A 13,544-nucleotide genomic window follows, 5' to 3' on the forward strand; every position below is an offset into this window, starting at 1 on the left:
GCGGGCTCCTCGTTGATCAGACAACCTCAAGGGCAATCGCGATGCCCTGCCCCACGCCGACGCACATGGTCGCGAGCGCATGCCTCTTAGCTCTGAGCTTCAGCTCCAGCGCTGCCGTGCCGGCAATGCGAGCGCCCGACATGCCGAGCGGATGGCCGAGCGCAATCGCACCGCCATTCGGATTGACGTGCTCTGCATTCTCCGGAATCCCGAGCTCGCGCAGCACCGCAATGCCTTGGCTGGCGAAGGCTTCGTTCAGTTCCACCACATCGAAGTCCGTGGGCTTCAGCCCAAGGCGGGCGCACAGCTTGCGCGTGGCCGGCACCGGGCCGATGCCCATGATCCGTGGCGGCACGCCTGCTGCGGCTCCGCCGACCACCCGGGCAATCGGCTCAAGGCCATATTTCCGCACGGCCTCCTCCGACGCGATGACGAGCGCCGCCGCGCCATCGTTCACGCCGGAGGCATTGCCAGCCGTGACCGTGCCGTCCTTGCGGAACGGAGTCGGCAGCTTGGCGAGCTGTTCCAGGGTGGTATCGCCGCGCGGATGCTCGTCCTTGTCCACCACCACCGGGTCGCCCTTGCGGCGCGGGATCGTCACCGGCGCGATCTCCTGCGCGAAGCGTCCCTTCTCCTGCGCGGCGGCCGCCTTCTGCTGCGACCGCAGGGCAAAGGAATCCTGATCCGCGCGCGAGACGCGATAATCCTCGGCCACGTTCTCGCCGGTCTCCGGCATCGAGTCGACACCGTATTGTTGCTTCATCAGCGGGTTGATGAAGCGCCAGCCGATAGTGGTGTCGTAGATCTCGGCGGCGCGGGAGAAAGCCGACTCCGCCTTTGGCATGACGAAGGGGGCGCGCGACATGGATTCGACCCCGCCCGCAATCATCAGATCCGCCTCGCCGGATTTGATGGCCCGTGCGGCGGTGATCACCGCATCCATCCCTGATCCACAGAGACGGTTGATCGTGGTTCCGGGAACGGAACCGGGCAGGCCTGCCAGCAGCAGCGCCATGCGGGCGACATTGCGGTTGTCCTCGCCCGCTTGGTTGGCGCAGCCAAAGATCACGTCATCGACGGCCTCGAAGTCGATCTTCGCGTAACGCTCCATCAGGTTCTTGAGCGGCACGGCGGCGAGATCGTCGGCACGGACGCTCGACAGAGCACCGCCGTAGCGGCCGATGGGGGTGCGCACATAAGCGCAGATATATGCTTCACGCATGACTAGCTTCCCTTCTTGCCGCCATGGGCTCGTTCGGTTCGTGCCTGGAGCTCGCGCAAGGTGGTGAGCTCGAGCTCAGTGGGCGGCGGCGTCTCTTCGAGCCGCTCGGAAAAGCGCACCTTCCAGCCGCAGGTTTCCTGCACCTGTTCCCGTGTCACGCCTGGATGCATCGACACCACGGTGAATTCCTTGGTCTCCGGATCGGGCTTCCAGAGCGCGAGATCGGTGATCAGGAGCGTCGGCCCCTTGGTGGTGATGCCGAGACGCTGGCGATGGTCGCCGCCCTCGCCGTGGCCGAAGGAGGTGTAGAAATCGATTGTCTCCACCATGCCGCGCGTGGCCTGCTTCATGGTGATGAACACTTGCCTGCAGGAGCTCGCGATCTCCGGCGCGCCGCCGCCGCCCGGCAGGCGTACCTTGGGCTTGTGATAGTCACCGATCACGGTGGTGTTGATATTGCCGAAGCGGTCGAGTTGGGCAGCACCGAGGAAGCCGATGGAGATGCGCCCACCCTGCAGCCAGTAGCGGAACATTTCGGGCACCGAGACGGTGGTGAGCGCCGTCTCGCACAGCTCGCCGTCACCAATGGACAACGGCAGCACATTCGGCGCGGTGCCGATGGTGCCGCTTTCATAGATCAGAGTGATGTCAGGCGCATGGGTGAGACGGGCCACGTTGCAGGCCGCCGACGGAGCGCCAATGCCGACGAAGCACACATCGTCGTTGGACAGAGCGCGTGCCGCCGCAATCGTCATCATCTCATTCGGCATGAAATCGGAGATCGTCGTCATGCTCACAGCCCTTTCACGCGCTCGGCAAAGGCTTCGGGGCCTGCCTCGAGAACATTCTTCCTCATCCATGTCGTGAAGAGATCGCGATCGGCGGACACCTTGTCCCATTCGAGATAGGCCGCATTGTCACGTTCGTAGTAACCATGGGTATAGGACGGGTGCGCTCCTCCCGGCACATGCACGACGGATGTGATCGTCCAATGAGGCAGCACGCAGAGATTCGGATGCAGATCGTCGAAGTCGTCCACGATCTCCTCCACTGTCACCACGGCGCGCTTGGAGGCCAGCACTACCTCCTTCTGCACGCCGATGATGCCCTCGACCAGCACATCGCCGCGCCTGCTCGCCTTCTGCGCATGGATGAAAGCGACATCGGGACGATGCGCGGGCACTGCGGCGAGCTCTTCGCCGGTAAACGGACAAGCGATGGTACGGATCTCAGGGTTCACGTCTTTGAGGCCTGCGCCGCGGTAACCGCGGAAAATCGCGCAAGGCAGCCCGGCGGCTCCCGCTTCATAGGCATTCGCCATGGCTGCGTGACTGTGTTCCACCGTCTCGATGGAACGCGGCCAGCCGTTCTCGATGGCGTCGCGCATGCGGCGCAGCAGACCGACGCCCGGGTTTCCGGCATAGGAGAAGACAACCTTCTTCACGAGGCCCATGCCGATCATCTGGTCATAGATGATGTCCGGCGTCATGCGAATCAGCGTGAGATCCTTGCGCCCCTGGCGGATCGCCTCATGGGCGGCCGCATGAGGAATGAGATGCGTGAACCCCTCGAAAGCGACGATATCCCCGTCCTTGAGGTTGTCCCTGACAGCGTCATGAAGGCTTTGAAACTTGGCCATGCTGCTCACAATCAGATATCGAAAAACACGGTTTCCTTCTCACCCTGCAAATGGATGTCGAAGGTATAGGCAGGCACATCGTTCTCCTCGCTGCGCGAGGCAATGAGAGTCGGCACCCTCACCTTATGTTCGATGCGCGCCAGCACGGGACATTCCGCATTGGCCTTCTCCTCATCACCGAAATACATGCGGGTATGGAGGCCGATATTGATGCCGCGCGCGACGATCCAGAATGTGATGTGCGGCGCCATGAGACGACCGTCCTTGTAGGGCACGCGGCCCGGCTTGATCGTCTCGAACTTGTATTCGCCCGTCGTGCCGTCCGTCGGCTGGCGCCCCCATCCGGTGAAATGCGGGTCGGCCTTGCCGCGCTTTTCCTGCGGGCTGTTATAGAGCCCTTCCGCATCCGCCTGCCAGATCTCGATGAGCGCATCCTTCAGCGGTGTCCCGCTGCCGTCGAAGACACGACCCTTGACGACAATGCGCTCTCCTTTCGTCTCAGGTTCCACGAGAACGAGACCGAGATCCTCGTTCCACACGCCGGTGATTTCGACCCAGTTCGGCGTGGCGCCGATATGGACGTAAGGCCCCGCCGTCTGAGAGGGAGACTCCTTCAACCTGTCGAGTTTCTGAACCATCAGTTCCCCTCCATGCGGTTTTCGAACATGGTCGAGCGACGGCCGCGCAGGACGATGTCGAACTTATAGGCCAGAGCATCCATGGGCAGCGTGCTCTCGCGGTCGAGCGCCGCGATCAGCTGTTCGACGGCCCGCCTGTCCGGAATCGTCGAGACGATGGGGCATTGCCAGATCATCGGATCGCCCTCGAAATACATCTGCGTGATGAGACGCTGCGCGAAGGCGTGGCCGAAGATCGAAAAATGGATGTGGGCTGGCCGCCAATCGTTGACGCCGTTCGGCCACGGATAGGCGCCGGGCTTGATGGTGCGAAACCAATAGCGCCCTTCCTCGTCCGTGATCGCGCGTCCGCAGCCGCCGAAATTGGGATCGAGGGGCGCAAGATAGGTTTCTTTCTTGTGGCGATAGCGCCCGCCTGCATTGGCTTGCCAGAACTCCACCAGAGCGCCGGGCACGGGACGGGCGTTTTCGTCCAATACGCGGCCATAGACGATGATGCGCTGGCCGATCGGGTCTCCGGTCTTGGCATAGTTGCGGATCAGATCGTTATCGAGCGGGCCGGGTTTATGGTGACCGAACACCGGTCCCGTCATCTCCGAGATCGTGTTGTCGAGCGAGAGCAGCGGATATTGTGGGGAGCGTAGGATGGAGGTCTTATATTGAGGCGTGAAAGCCGGCGGGTGCCAGCTCCTGTCCCGTTGGTAGAATGATCCGTCGTCCGACATGCCTGCTCTCCCTGCAGAAGCCGTTATTGTTGTGCTTTAGGCCTTTTCCATTTCCTCATAAGCTCTCTTGACGATCTTGAAGGCGTGATTGGCGGCAGGAACGCCTGCATAGACCGCCACATGCAAGAGAGCTTCGCGAATATCATCCTTGGTCGCGCCGGTGTTGCGCGTGGCGCGCACATGCATGGCGACCTCCTCGTCCTGCCCCAGCGCCGCCAGCAGCGCGATGGTGACGATGGAGCGCTCGCGCTTGGTGAAATGGGGCCGCGCCCACACCGAGCCCCAGGCGCCTTCCGTGATGAAGGTTTGAAAATCCGCGTCAAACTCGGTCATCTGAGCGCCGGCACGGTCTACATGCGCATCGCCGAGAACCTGGCGGCGGACTGCCATGCCCGCCTTGTAGCGTTCACTGTGAGAATCGTCAGACAAGACCTGCCTCCTGAAGATGCTGTTGGATCAACCGGGTCAGAACCTCCGGCTTCTCGATACAGGGAATGTGCCCACACCCGTCGACCAGCTCGAAGCGCGCGCCGGGAATGAGGCTTGCGGTGCCCTGCACCACATCGGCTGGCGTGGAGCCATCCTGATCGCCCGCGACACAGAGGGCTGGAGCCTCGATCCTGCCTGCATCGGGCGTCAGATCGGCATCGCGGATGGCCGCGCAGGTTCCGGCATAGCCGGGGGCGGGCATGCGAACCAGCATGTTGCGCCAGCCGGCGACGTCGTCCCTGCGCGTCTCACGAAAAGCGGGCGTGAACCAGCGTTGAAGAACATTCTCGACGACGGGCTCGATGCCACCCTTTTCGACGGCGGAGATCCGCTCGGCCCACAGCTCCGGCGTGCCGATCTTCGCCGCCGTGCAGCATAGTACCAACGCCTTCACCCTTTGAGGCGCTCGTACAGCCGCACGTTGCGCAATCATGCCGCCGACGGAGAGGCCGACCAGGGCTGCGCCATCGATCCCGAGGTGATCGAGTAGCGCGAAGAGATCGTCCGTGTGATCATCCATCGTATAGGGAGCAGGCGGCGCTTCCGAGAGGCCGTGTCCGCGCTTGTCATAAAGAACGACGCGGAAACGATCCGTGAAAGCAGGCGCGACTTCCTGCCAGATGCGAAAATCGCTGCCGAGCGAGTTGTTGAAAACGAGCGCTGGCCCGTCAGTCCGTCCGATGACCTGATGGTGAAGAACGATGCCGTTTGCGCGAATGAATGCCATGCCCCACCTCAATGCAGCGAGCCGACGCCGATGTAATGTTCGACCAAGCCATGATCGGCCCGCAGAGCCTCGCTCGTGCCTTGCCAGACGATGCGGCCGCGCTCCAGGATCAGCACGGACTCGGCGAAATCGAGCGCGCTCTCGAGGCGCTGCTCCACGAGCAGGATCGTCATCTCGCCGCTGGAGGCCAGGCGCGTGAAGGCTGCCATCAGCTCCTCGCAGATCACCGGCGCCAAACCTTCGAGCGGTTCGTCGAGGAGCAGCACGGAGGGACGCCCCAGGATCGTGCGGGCCGTGGAGAGCATCTGCTGCTCGCCGCCGGACAATTGCCAGCCGAGATTGTTCCGGCGCTCGAAGAGACGCGGGAACATGTCGTAGGCCTCCTGGATGACGCTGCGCGGGCGATCCTTGATGCCGACGATCAGGTTCTCCTCCACGGTCAGCGAGCGGAAGATGTCGCGCGTTTGCGGCACGAGACCGATACCCTGTCTGGCGCGTTCAGAGCTTTTCAAGAACGACAGATCCTTGCCACCGACCAGGATCTCCCCGCCATAGCGGCGGTTCATGCCCATGAGCGTCGAGAGCAAGGTCGTTTTGCCCATGCCATTGCGGCCGAGGATCGACAGGCGCGCACCGGGCGGCACGGAGAAAGACACGTCCTCCAGCACGATTGTCGGGCCATAGCCCGCGCTCAGGTTTTTGACGTCAAGCGACGCTGCGGGCATTGGCATAATTCCCTAGGTAAGCTTCGCGCACCTTCGGATCGGCAGCGACCTCCGACGGCAACCCTTCGAAAATGATCTCGCCAGCCGCCAGCACCACCACGCGCTTGGCGAAGCGGAACACCAGATCCATGTCGTGCTCGATCATGAGCACGGCGAGGCTCGGCGGAAGGCGCTCCAGCGCCTGCTCGATGCGCGGCGTGTCGATGGAGGGAACGCCGGCCGCAGGCTCGTCGAGCAGGAGCACTTTCGGCCTGAGGGCGAGCGCAATGGCGATTTCCAGAAGGCGCTGCTGGCCATAGGCGATTTCGCCCACTTTCCGGCGCCCGACCTCGAGCAAGCCGAGGGTGCCCAGAATATCATGCACCTCGTCCGCGACAGTGGAATTGCCGCGGAAGCGGCTCAGGATCCGCGAGGCCTTTCCCTCCCGTTGCAGCACGGTGAGAGTGACATGCTCCTCGGGCGTCAGTTCCGAGAAGAGCCGCGTGACCTGAAAGGTCCGCACCAGCCCCTTTCGCACACGCTGCACGGCTCCGATTTGCGTCACGTCCTCCCCGTTGAGGATGACGCGTCCGGCGCTGGGCATGAGCTGGCCTGTGACCAGGTTGACGAAAGTGGTCTTGCCGGCACCGTTCGGGCCGATGAGAGCCAGGCGCTCGCCCGCCAGCATCGAGAGGGAGATGTTACGGCTCACTGCCAGGCCGCCGAAGGATTTCGACAGGTCCTCGACGCGGAAGAGATCGCTCATGCCTTCCCTCCCCTCGATCCGGAGACCTTTTCGACCAGACTGCTCAAGCCTCCGGGAGCAGCCAGCACGACGGCGATCAGCAGCGCACCCACCATCGTCATCCAGTGGAACGGGTTGATGGCGGAGACCACATGCTCGAAACCCATGAAGATCACGGTGCCGATCAGCGCGCCATAGAGTGTGCCAAGGCCACCGAGAACCAGCATGACGAGCGCATTGGCCGAGAGCTCGAAGCTGACGCTGTCGAGGCCGACAACCTGCGTTGAGATGGCGGCAAGAGCCCCGCCCATGCCGGCCACCGCCCCTGAGATCGCGAACATCTTCAGGAGCACCGGGAACACGAAAGCTCCCATGGCGCGGATCCGCACCGGATCCTGCTTGATGCCGCGGCACAGCATGCCGAAGGGCGACGCCACGATGAACTTCAACGCGACGAAGACAATGAGCAGAAGGGCAAGGCCCATGATATAGGCCGTCTTGCCCCACAGATCGAATTCGAAGATTCCGAAGAGCGGACTCACCATCAGCCCCGCCAATCCATCGCTGCCGCCCGTAATTGCAGAGGCTTTGTTCGCGGCTTCATGGAAGAGCTGCACGATGGCGATGGAGAGGACGAGCTGCGCGAGCCCGTGGGCTCGGAGCATGATCGTACCCATGACGAGCCCGGCCGCCGCGCCTGCTGCCGCGCCGATGGCAAGCAGCGTCATCGGTTCCGTGACACCGTTCACGCAGGCAATGCCTGCCGCATAAGCGCCAGCGCCGAACAATGCCGCCTGTCCTAGGGTGGCCACGCCGCAATAGCCGACGATCAGATCGATCGACAGCACCAGAAGCGCAACCGCGATGATCCGGGTGAGAAGTGCGAGATTGTCGGGAAACAGCCAATAGCCTGCCGCCCCGAGAGCGATGATCGACACGATCCCGATCACGTCGCGCCACCACAGGCTCTTCGCTCTGGGAGCTGCCGATACCGTTCCAGCCTGAGCCGTGAGCTGCATGTTACTGAGCCCTTCCCAGGAAGCCGCGCGGGAACAGGCAGACGATGAGGATCACCGCGGCATAGAAGAAGAAATTGCCGAATTCAGGCATGAGATAACGCCCTGTCGTATCGACCAGTCCCAGCACGAGGCACGCAATGACGGCCCCAAGGATGGAGCCCGCCCCGCCGACCGAGACGACGACGAGGAACATCACCATGTAGCGCAGGGCGTAATAAGGCTCGATCGGCAGGAACTCCGCGCCGACCACGCCACCGAGCGCGGCAAGGCCGATGGCGATGGCAAAGCTGACGGCGTAAACGACTTGCGTGCGGACGCCGAGAGCGTCGCTCATGGCGGCATTATCCACCGTCGCCCGCAGCTTGATGCCGAAGCTCGTGCGCTCGATGAGATACCACAGGCCGCCGGCGACGACCGCGCCGCAGGCGATCACGAAGAGGCGATGCGCGGCAATGGTGCGAAAGCCTATGTCCACCGGCTGGCTCAGGGCCTGAGGCAGAGGAATGGTCTTCAGGGTCGGGCCGAAGAAATAATTGGTGATGCCGATCACACAGAAGGTGATGCCGATCGTCATCAGCACCTGGGTCAATTCAGGGCTGCCATAGATCCGCCGATAGAGAAAACGCTCCAGCGGAATGGAGATGATGATGGTGCCGACGATAGCGAGAAAGATCGCAACCGCATAGCCAAGTCCGAGATCCCGTGCGGCGTAGGATGCGATATAGCCCGCGATCATCGCGAACGCGCCATGGGCGAGATTGACGACCCGCATCAGGCCCATCGTGAGCGACAGGCCGATGCAGATGATGAACAACACCATGCCGAAGGCCAAGGCGTCGGTCGCAATGCTTAAGACAGTCTGCATCTATCGTGTTCCGCTCGCTCGCCGCGATGGCTTGAAGAGGGAGGCGATGGACGCAATCGGCTGGCGACTGCATCCATCTCAAACTTTCACCGCCTTACTGCGTGGCGAGACCGGGATCCTTCTGGTCGGGGAAGGTCTGGATTTCCTTGTTGAAGTATTTTCCGTCGGAGCCCTTCGCGACCTCGCGCAGATAGATGTTCTGCGTGATGTGGCGCGTCTCGGGCTCGATGCGCACCGGTCCGCGCGGGCTGGTCCAGGACAGGCCCTTCACGGCATCGACCGCCTTCTTGGCATCCTGCTTGCCATCGGTGGCTTCGATCATCTTGTAGATGACATGCATGCCGTCATAAGCACCGACCGACGGGAAGGAGAGCTGGTCCGCCGAGCCGATGGCCTTGGTGGCCGCCTCGACGAACTTCTTGTTCTCCGGGCTGTCATGGGCCACCGCATAATGGAAGCTGGTCTTCAGGCCCTCGGCCGCTTCGCCGAGCGCCGGCAGGTCGGATTCCTGGGTGAGGTCACCCGGCGCGTAGAATTTGATGCCCGCCTTCTTCAAGCCCGTCTCGTTGAACGCCTTCACGAAGCCCAGGGTGGGCGGACCGGATGGCAGGAAGGCGAACACACCGGCAGCTCCAGAATCGCGCACGCGCTGCATGATCGGGCTGAAATCGGCGGTGTTCATCGGCATGCGGATAGCTTCGACCACTTGGCCGCCGGCTGCCTCGAAAGCCTTCTTGAAGGCATTCTCCGCATCGATGCCCGGGCCGTAATCGCTGACCACGGTAATGACCTTCCTGACCCCTTCATCGACAGCCACCTTGCCGAGAGGAGTCGTCGTCTGCGCGGTCGTGAACGACGTGCGGACCACGAGCGGCGAGGTATTCATGATGGCAGAGGTCGCCGCATTGAAGATGACGAGCGGCGTGTTGGCCTGTGCGAGCAAGGGCGTGATCGCCATGGCGTCAGGCGTGAAGTAGACGCCGCCGAGATACTGCACCTTCTCCTTCACCACCAGTTCCTGCGCCAGGGCGCGGGATTGCGCAGGGTTTGCGGCCGGAAGGTCGCGATAGATGACTTCGACATCATGGCCCTTCACAGATTTTCCGTTCAGCGCCATGTAGGCTTCGACACCCGCCTGGAAGTTCTTGCCCTGCAGCGCGAACGGACCCGAGAACGGGCCGATGATGCCGACCTTGATGGTCTCGGCGTATGCGGAGACGGAGCTCATCAGCAATGCGCCGATAGCCGCACCCAGAATTTTCTTGCCTGCTGTCATCCTCGTTTCCTTCCCTCTGAGCCGCGGATCTCTTTGGGTGGATCGCGGTCCCTTGGCTATGGCGCTATCAACTTGTGCGCATCGCGAACATTGATTACCATATCGAACATCAAGGACGATTCAGGGGCACGGTGTCAAGTCCACATGAGTCGAACACCCTCTTTGGAGAGCAGCATGGCTCAGGAGATCGACAGCCAGGGCGGCGAGGACCGCGACTTTGTCGCGAGTCTTGAGAAAGGCCTTCTGGTCATCGAAGCCTTCGATGCCAGCAGGCCCCGCCTGACTCTGTCCGATGTGGCCAAGATCACGGGCATCACCCGCGCGGCTGCCCGCCGATATCTTCGCACCCTCACCCGGCTCAACTATGCGGATTTCGATGGGCGCTATTTCTCCTTGAGCCCGCGCATCCTCAGGCTTGGCTATGCCTATCTCTCCTCCACGGCGCTTGCCACACGTCTGCAGCCCTTCCTAGAGCGGATCTCGGAGGAGACTGGCGAGTCGAGCTCCGCGGCCGTTCTGGATGGCGATGATATCGTCTACATCGCCCGCTCGGCGACACGCCGCATCATGTCCATCGGCTTAGGCGTGGGCAGCCGCCTGCCCGCCTATTGCACGTCGCTGGGACGGGCGATCCTGGCCAGTCAGCCCCCTGAGATCATCGAGGCCTATCTCAAGCGGGTGCGTCTGGAGCCTCGAACCCCGAAAACCATCACGGATAAGGATGAATTCCGCGATATCCTGGAGGCGACACGACAGCAAGGCTATGCCTTCGTCGATGAGGAACTGGAATTCGGCCTTCGCTCCATCGCCGTGCCGCTGGTCCAGAAGAACGGCCAAGTCACCATCGCCCTCAACATCAGCGCACAGGCCGCGCGCGTGCCGGCCTCCGAGATGGAGGAGCGCTTCCTGCCATCCCTGCGATCCGCCAGCGAGGCCCTGCACTATACGCTGTAGGGCTCTTGAAGCGAAGCCGAATTGATCGAAATGCCCAGATGCGCGTTAGGCAAGGAGACCAAGCTTGCGCGACGAAGGACATGCCATGGTTACCCTGGAGATTGCCGGCAAGGCGGTTGCCGTGACCAATGCCGATCAGGAGCAGGCCCAGGAACTCTTTTTGAGCGAGAGCTTTAAAGATGACTTGAAGTCGTTTAAGAGCGAGGGCCGCTTCCTTTGGGACGGCTCAGCTGCCTTGACAACCAGACCCGCATCCGAGGACGAAATCGATGCGTTTTATGAGGTTCTGGACGAAGAGGATGAGGACGAGGTCGAAGACGACGAAGACTCTGACGGCATCAACATCGATGTCGTTTTCCTGGTGTCCATCGACGAAATAGACGACGGCGCCACCTCTGGCTGATCACATTTATCGGAGCCTTTGAGCTCCCTCGAACCGGTTCAGCCCCATTCCCATGCCTTTTCCCAAGACCAATCCCAGCCTCGAACGTGCCCTTGGCGACCGTGGTTATAACGACCCTACCCCTGTCCAGGCCGCCGTTCTTGAGCAGGATGCCCTCGACCGCGATCTTCTCGTGTCCGCCCAGACCGGCTCCGGCAAGACGGTAGCCTATGGCTTGGCCATGGCTTCCACCCTGCTTGGCGATGCGGAGCGCTTCGGTGCGCCGCGCGAGCCGCTGGCGCTCATCATTGCGCCGACCCGTGAGCTGGCCCTTCAGGTCCATCGCGAACTGATCTGGCTCTATGGCCCGGCCGGCGCACGTGTTGCGTCGTGCGTCGGCGGCATGGATGTGCGCCGCGAACAGCGGGCTCTGGAAGATGGCTGCCACATCGTTGTCGGTACGCCGGGCCGCCTGCGCGATCACCTGGAGCGCGGACGCCTCGATACATCGAAGATGAAAGTCGTGGTGCTCGACGAAGCGGACGAGATGCTCGATCTCGGCTTCCGCGAGGATCTCGAGTTCATCCTCGACGCCACGCCCGAGGAGCGCCGCACGCTGCTCTTCTCCGCCACCTTGCCGAAGAACATCGTGACGCTGGCGCGCCGCTATCAACGCGATGCGCACCGCATTGACACACTGGTCGAGAATGAGCCGCACGGTGACATCGAGTATCGCGCCATCCGCTGCGCGCCGAACGAGACGGAGCTCGCCACCGTGAACATGCTGCGCTTCTATGAAAGCCGCGGAGCGATGGTGTTCTGCCATACCCGTGAGGCAGTGCGCCACCTGCATGCGAGCCTCGTAGAGCGCGGCTTCGCAGCGGTTGCTCTCTCGGGTGAACTCAGCCAGAGTGAACGCAGCCATGCTCTTCAGGCCCTGCGCGATGGACGCGCCCGCGTGTGCGTTGCCACCGACGTTGCCGCTCGCGGTATCGACCTGCCCGACCTCGGACTGGTCATTCACGTAGACTTGCCGAACGATCACGAAACGCTCCTGCACCGCAGCGGCCGTACAGGCCGCGCCGGTCGCAAGGGCGTGTGCGTGATGCTCGTGCCCTATACGCGCCGCCGCAAGGCCGAGCGCCTCATCGACATGGCCGGCATCGACGTGGCTTGGGCCGGCCCTCCTTCAGCTGACGACATCCGCACGCTCGACCGCGAGCGCCTGATGCAGGATCCCATCTTCTCCGAAGAGACGACGGAAGAAGATCTTGCCATGGCTCGCGTCTTGCTCGCGCAGAAATCGGCCGAGGAGATCGCCAATGCCCTGGCGCGCTTCCATCGTTCACGCCTGCCCGCACCTGAAGAGGTTTTCGATCCCGGCGAAGATCGTGGACCGCGTCAGCGCAAGGACAAGCGCGAACGCCAGGAAGAGCGCGGACGCGGTGGAAGGGAATGGGGTCGCGGCGCTTCAGAAGATGGCGCTTACGGCGCGTCGGAAGACATGGTGTGGTTCCGCATGAGCGTGGGGCGCCGCAACAATGCCGACCCCCGTTGGCTTCTGCCCATCATCTGCCGTCTCGGCCATGTGACGAAGAAGGAGATCGGCTCGATCAAGATCTTCGACAGGGAGTCGAAATTCCAGATCGCCAAGTCCCACGCGCCGAAATTCGCCGCCGCTGTGCGCAAGGCCAATGACGAGGACATCCGGATCGAGCCCGCCGATGCGCCGCATGGAAAATCCTGGGATGCGCCCAAGCACAAGGGTCCGAAGGAGAGAAGCGAATTTTCCGAGCGTAAGGGACCGCGAGAAGGCAAGCGTGCGCATGAATCCAAACCGCCTCGCGAGCATAACGGCGCGAAGGAGCGAAAAGGCACAAAGGACCACAAGCACCCCAACGAGAAGAAGCGCGCTTCCGGTAAGCGCCGCTAGGAACGCAAACGGGCCGGAGAGCATAAGCACTCCGGCCTGACGTTTCGTCGATGCTGACGCATTCAGGACTCGTTCGCGGCAGGTTGTTTAAGGTCCTTAATCGCGGCCCCGCCAGCGGCACGGGCATCGACGGCAGGCCAGGGTCCTTCTACCCGGCTCCTCTTCTGCCTGCTTCCAGCACAAGCAGCCTTGATCCTCGCCAAATATGGCCAAGCTGTCCGATAAT

15 protein-coding genes are annotated in these 13,544 nt (G+C 62.4%); 3 read left to right on the forward strand and 12 right to left on the reverse strand.

Annotation, left to right across the window (positions count from 1 at the left end):
• Nucleotides 1–16: 16 nt before the first annotated feature.
• From pcaF to AA309_RS21940, 12 genes are all read right to left on the reverse strand, one after another.
• Nucleotides 17–1,222: a 3-oxoadipyl-CoA thiolase gene (pcaF, locus tag AA309_RS21885; RefSeq protein ID WP_047191148.1), complete on the reverse strand. Its 1,206-nt coding sequence runs from the start codon at nucleotides 1,220–1,222 to the stop codon at nucleotides 17–19.
• 2 nt (nucleotides 1,223–1,224) lie between these two features.
• A complete protein-coding gene (locus tag AA309_RS21890; protein WP_047191149.1) occupies nucleotides 1,225–2,013 on the reverse strand; it encodes a CoA-transferase subunit beta in 789 nt (262 codons plus the stop codon).
• Nucleotides 2,014–2,015: 2 nt separating this feature from the next.
• Nucleotides 2,016–2,861, reverse strand: coding sequence for a CoA transferase subunit A (locus AA309_RS21895; RefSeq protein ID WP_047191150.1), 846 nt, complete (start codon nucleotides 2,859–2,861; stop codon nucleotides 2,016–2,018).
• Nucleotides 2,862–2,872: 11 nt separating this feature from the next.
• Nucleotides 2,873–3,499: a protocatechuate 3,4-dioxygenase subunit alpha gene (pcaG, locus tag AA309_RS21900; RefSeq protein WP_047191151.1), complete on the reverse strand. Its 627-nt coding sequence runs from the start codon at nucleotides 3,497–3,499 to the stop codon at nucleotides 2,873–2,875.
• Entirely contained in the window at nucleotides 3,499–4,224 is a 726-nt protein-coding gene (gene pcaH, locus AA309_RS21905) for a protocatechuate 3,4-dioxygenase subunit beta (protein WP_047191152.1), read from the reverse strand. Before pcaH ends, pcaG begins: the two co-directional genes overlap by 1 nt.
• 36 nt (nucleotides 4,225–4,260) lie before the next feature.
• Nucleotides 4,261–4,614, reverse strand: a complete 354-nt coding sequence (gene pcaC / locus AA309_RS21910; RefSeq protein ID WP_244470446.1) for a 4-carboxymuconolactone decarboxylase — start codon at nucleotides 4,612–4,614, stop codon at nucleotides 4,261–4,263.
• Between the two features lie 31 nt (nucleotides 4,615–4,645).
• A complete protein-coding gene (pcaD, locus tag AA309_RS21915) occupies nucleotides 4,646–5,440 on the reverse strand; it encodes a 3-oxoadipate enol-lactonase (RefSeq protein WP_047191154.1) in 795 nt (264 codons plus the stop codon).
• An 8-nt stretch (nucleotides 5,441–5,448) separates the two neighbouring features.
• The gene (locus AA309_RS21920) at nucleotides 5,449–6,165 is read right to left on the reverse strand and encodes an ABC transporter ATP-binding protein (RefSeq protein ID WP_047191155.1); all 717 of its coding nucleotides are present in this window, start codon (nucleotides 6,163–6,165) and stop codon (nucleotides 5,449–5,451) included.
• On the reverse strand, nucleotides 6,146–6,910 hold the full coding sequence (locus tag AA309_RS21925; RefSeq protein ID WP_047191156.1) for an ABC transporter ATP-binding protein: 765 nt from the start codon (nucleotides 6,908–6,910) through the stop codon (nucleotides 6,146–6,148). Before AA309_RS21925 ends, AA309_RS21920 begins: the two co-directional genes overlap by 20 nt.
• Nucleotides 6,907–7,908, reverse strand: a complete 1,002-nt coding sequence (locus AA309_RS21930) for a branched-chain amino acid ABC transporter permease (RefSeq protein WP_047191157.1) — start codon at nucleotides 7,906–7,908, stop codon at nucleotides 6,907–6,909. Before AA309_RS21930 ends, AA309_RS21925 begins: the two co-directional genes overlap by 4 nt.
• 1 nt (nucleotide 7,909) lies before the next feature.
• Nucleotides 7,910–8,773, reverse strand: coding sequence for a branched-chain amino acid ABC transporter permease (locus tag AA309_RS21935; RefSeq protein WP_047191158.1), 864 nt, complete (start codon nucleotides 8,771–8,773; stop codon nucleotides 7,910–7,912).
• A 94-nt stretch (nucleotides 8,774–8,867) separates the two neighbouring features.
• Nucleotides 8,868–10,049 carry an ABC transporter substrate-binding protein gene (locus AA309_RS21940; RefSeq protein WP_047191159.1) on the reverse strand — a complete coding sequence of 394 codons (1,182 nt, stop codon included), beginning with the start codon at nucleotides 10,047–10,049 and terminating at the stop codon, nucleotides 8,868–8,870.
• Nucleotides 10,050–10,223: 174 nt separating this feature from the next.
• Between AA309_RS21940 and AA309_RS21945 the strand changes: the two genes are divergently transcribed.
• The 3 genes from AA309_RS21945 to AA309_RS21955 all read left to right on the forward strand — a co-directional run bounded on the left by AA309_RS21945 (nucleotide 10,224) and on the right by AA309_RS21955 (nucleotide 13,318).
• Nucleotides 10,224–11,003 carry an IclR family transcriptional regulator gene (locus AA309_RS21945; protein WP_047191160.1) on the forward strand — a complete coding sequence of 260 codons (780 nt, stop codon included), beginning with the start codon at nucleotides 10,224–10,226 and terminating at the stop codon, nucleotides 11,001–11,003.
• Between the two features lie 64 nt (nucleotides 11,004–11,067).
• Nucleotides 11,068–11,406: a hypothetical protein gene (locus AA309_RS21950; protein WP_052954922.1), complete on the forward strand. Its 339-nt coding sequence runs from the start codon at nucleotides 11,068–11,070 to the stop codon at nucleotides 11,404–11,406.
• A gap of 52 nt (nucleotides 11,407–11,458) precedes the next feature.
• On the forward strand, nucleotides 11,459–13,318 hold the full coding sequence (locus tag AA309_RS21955; RefSeq protein WP_047191161.1) for a DEAD/DEAH box helicase: 1,860 nt from the start codon (nucleotides 11,459–11,461) through the stop codon (nucleotides 13,316–13,318).
• Nucleotides 13,319–13,544: the final 226 nt, after the last annotated feature.

The organism is Microvirga vignae (assembly GCF_001017175.1).
GTDB classification, from domain to species: Bacteria; Pseudomonadota; Alphaproteobacteria; order Rhizobiales; family Beijerinckiaceae; genus Microvirga; species Microvirga vignae.

What these genes read in the sequence shown, in the direction of transcription:
- AA309_RS21955 (WP_047191161.1), top strand. Translation starts at nt 11,459, where the DNA reads ATGCCTTTTCCCAAGACCAATCCCAGCCTCGAACGTGCCCTTGGCGAC.
- AA309_RS21940 (WP_047191159.1), bottom strand. Translation starts at nt 10,049, where the DNA reads ATGACAGCAGGCAAGAAAATTCTGGGTGCGGCTATCGGCGCATTGCTG.
- AA309_RS21925 (WP_047191156.1), bottom strand. Translation starts at nt 6,910, where the DNA reads ATGAGCGATCTCTTCCGCGTCGAGGACCTGTCGAAATCCTTCGGCGGC.
- AA309_RS21945 (WP_047191160.1), top strand. Translation starts at nt 10,224, where the DNA reads ATGGCTCAGGAGATCGACAGCCAGGGCGGCGAGGACCGCGACTTTGTC.
- pcaF (WP_047191148.1), bottom strand. Translation starts at nt 1,222, where the DNA reads ATGCGTGAAGCATATATCTGCGCTTATGTGCGCACCCCCATCGGCCGC.
- pcaD (WP_047191154.1), bottom strand. Translation starts at nt 5,440, where the DNA reads ATGGCATTCATTCGCGCAAACGGCATCGTTCTTCACCATCAGGTCATC.
- AA309_RS21890 (WP_047191149.1), bottom strand. Translation starts at nt 2,013, where the DNA reads ATGACGACGATCTCCGATTTCATGCCGAATGAGATGATGACGATTGCG.
- AA309_RS21935 (WP_047191158.1), bottom strand. Translation starts at nt 8,773, where the DNA reads ATGCAGACTGTCTTAAGCATTGCGACCGACGCCTTGGCCTTCGGCATG.
- pcaC (WP_244470446.1), bottom strand. Translation starts at nt 4,614, where the DNA reads ATGGCAGTCCGCCGCCAGGTTCTCGGCGATGCGCATGTAGACCGTGCC.
- pcaG (WP_047191151.1), bottom strand. Translation starts at nt 3,499, where the DNA reads ATGGTTCAGAAACTCGACAGGTTGAAGGAGTCTCCCTCTCAGACGGCG.
- AA309_RS21895 (WP_047191150.1), bottom strand. Translation starts at nt 2,861, where the DNA reads ATGGCCAAGTTTCAAAGCCTTCATGACGCTGTCAGGGACAACCTCAAG.
- AA309_RS21930 (WP_047191157.1), bottom strand. Translation starts at nt 7,908, where the DNA reads ATGCAGCTCACGGCTCAGGCTGGAACGGTATCGGCAGCTCCCAGAGCG.
- pcaH (WP_047191152.1), bottom strand. Translation starts at nt 4,224, where the DNA reads ATGTCGGACGACGGATCATTCTACCAACGGGACAGGAGCTGGCACCCG.
- AA309_RS21920 (WP_047191155.1), bottom strand. Translation starts at nt 6,165, where the DNA reads ATGCCCGCAGCGTCGCTTGACGTCAAAAACCTGAGCGCGGGCTATGGC.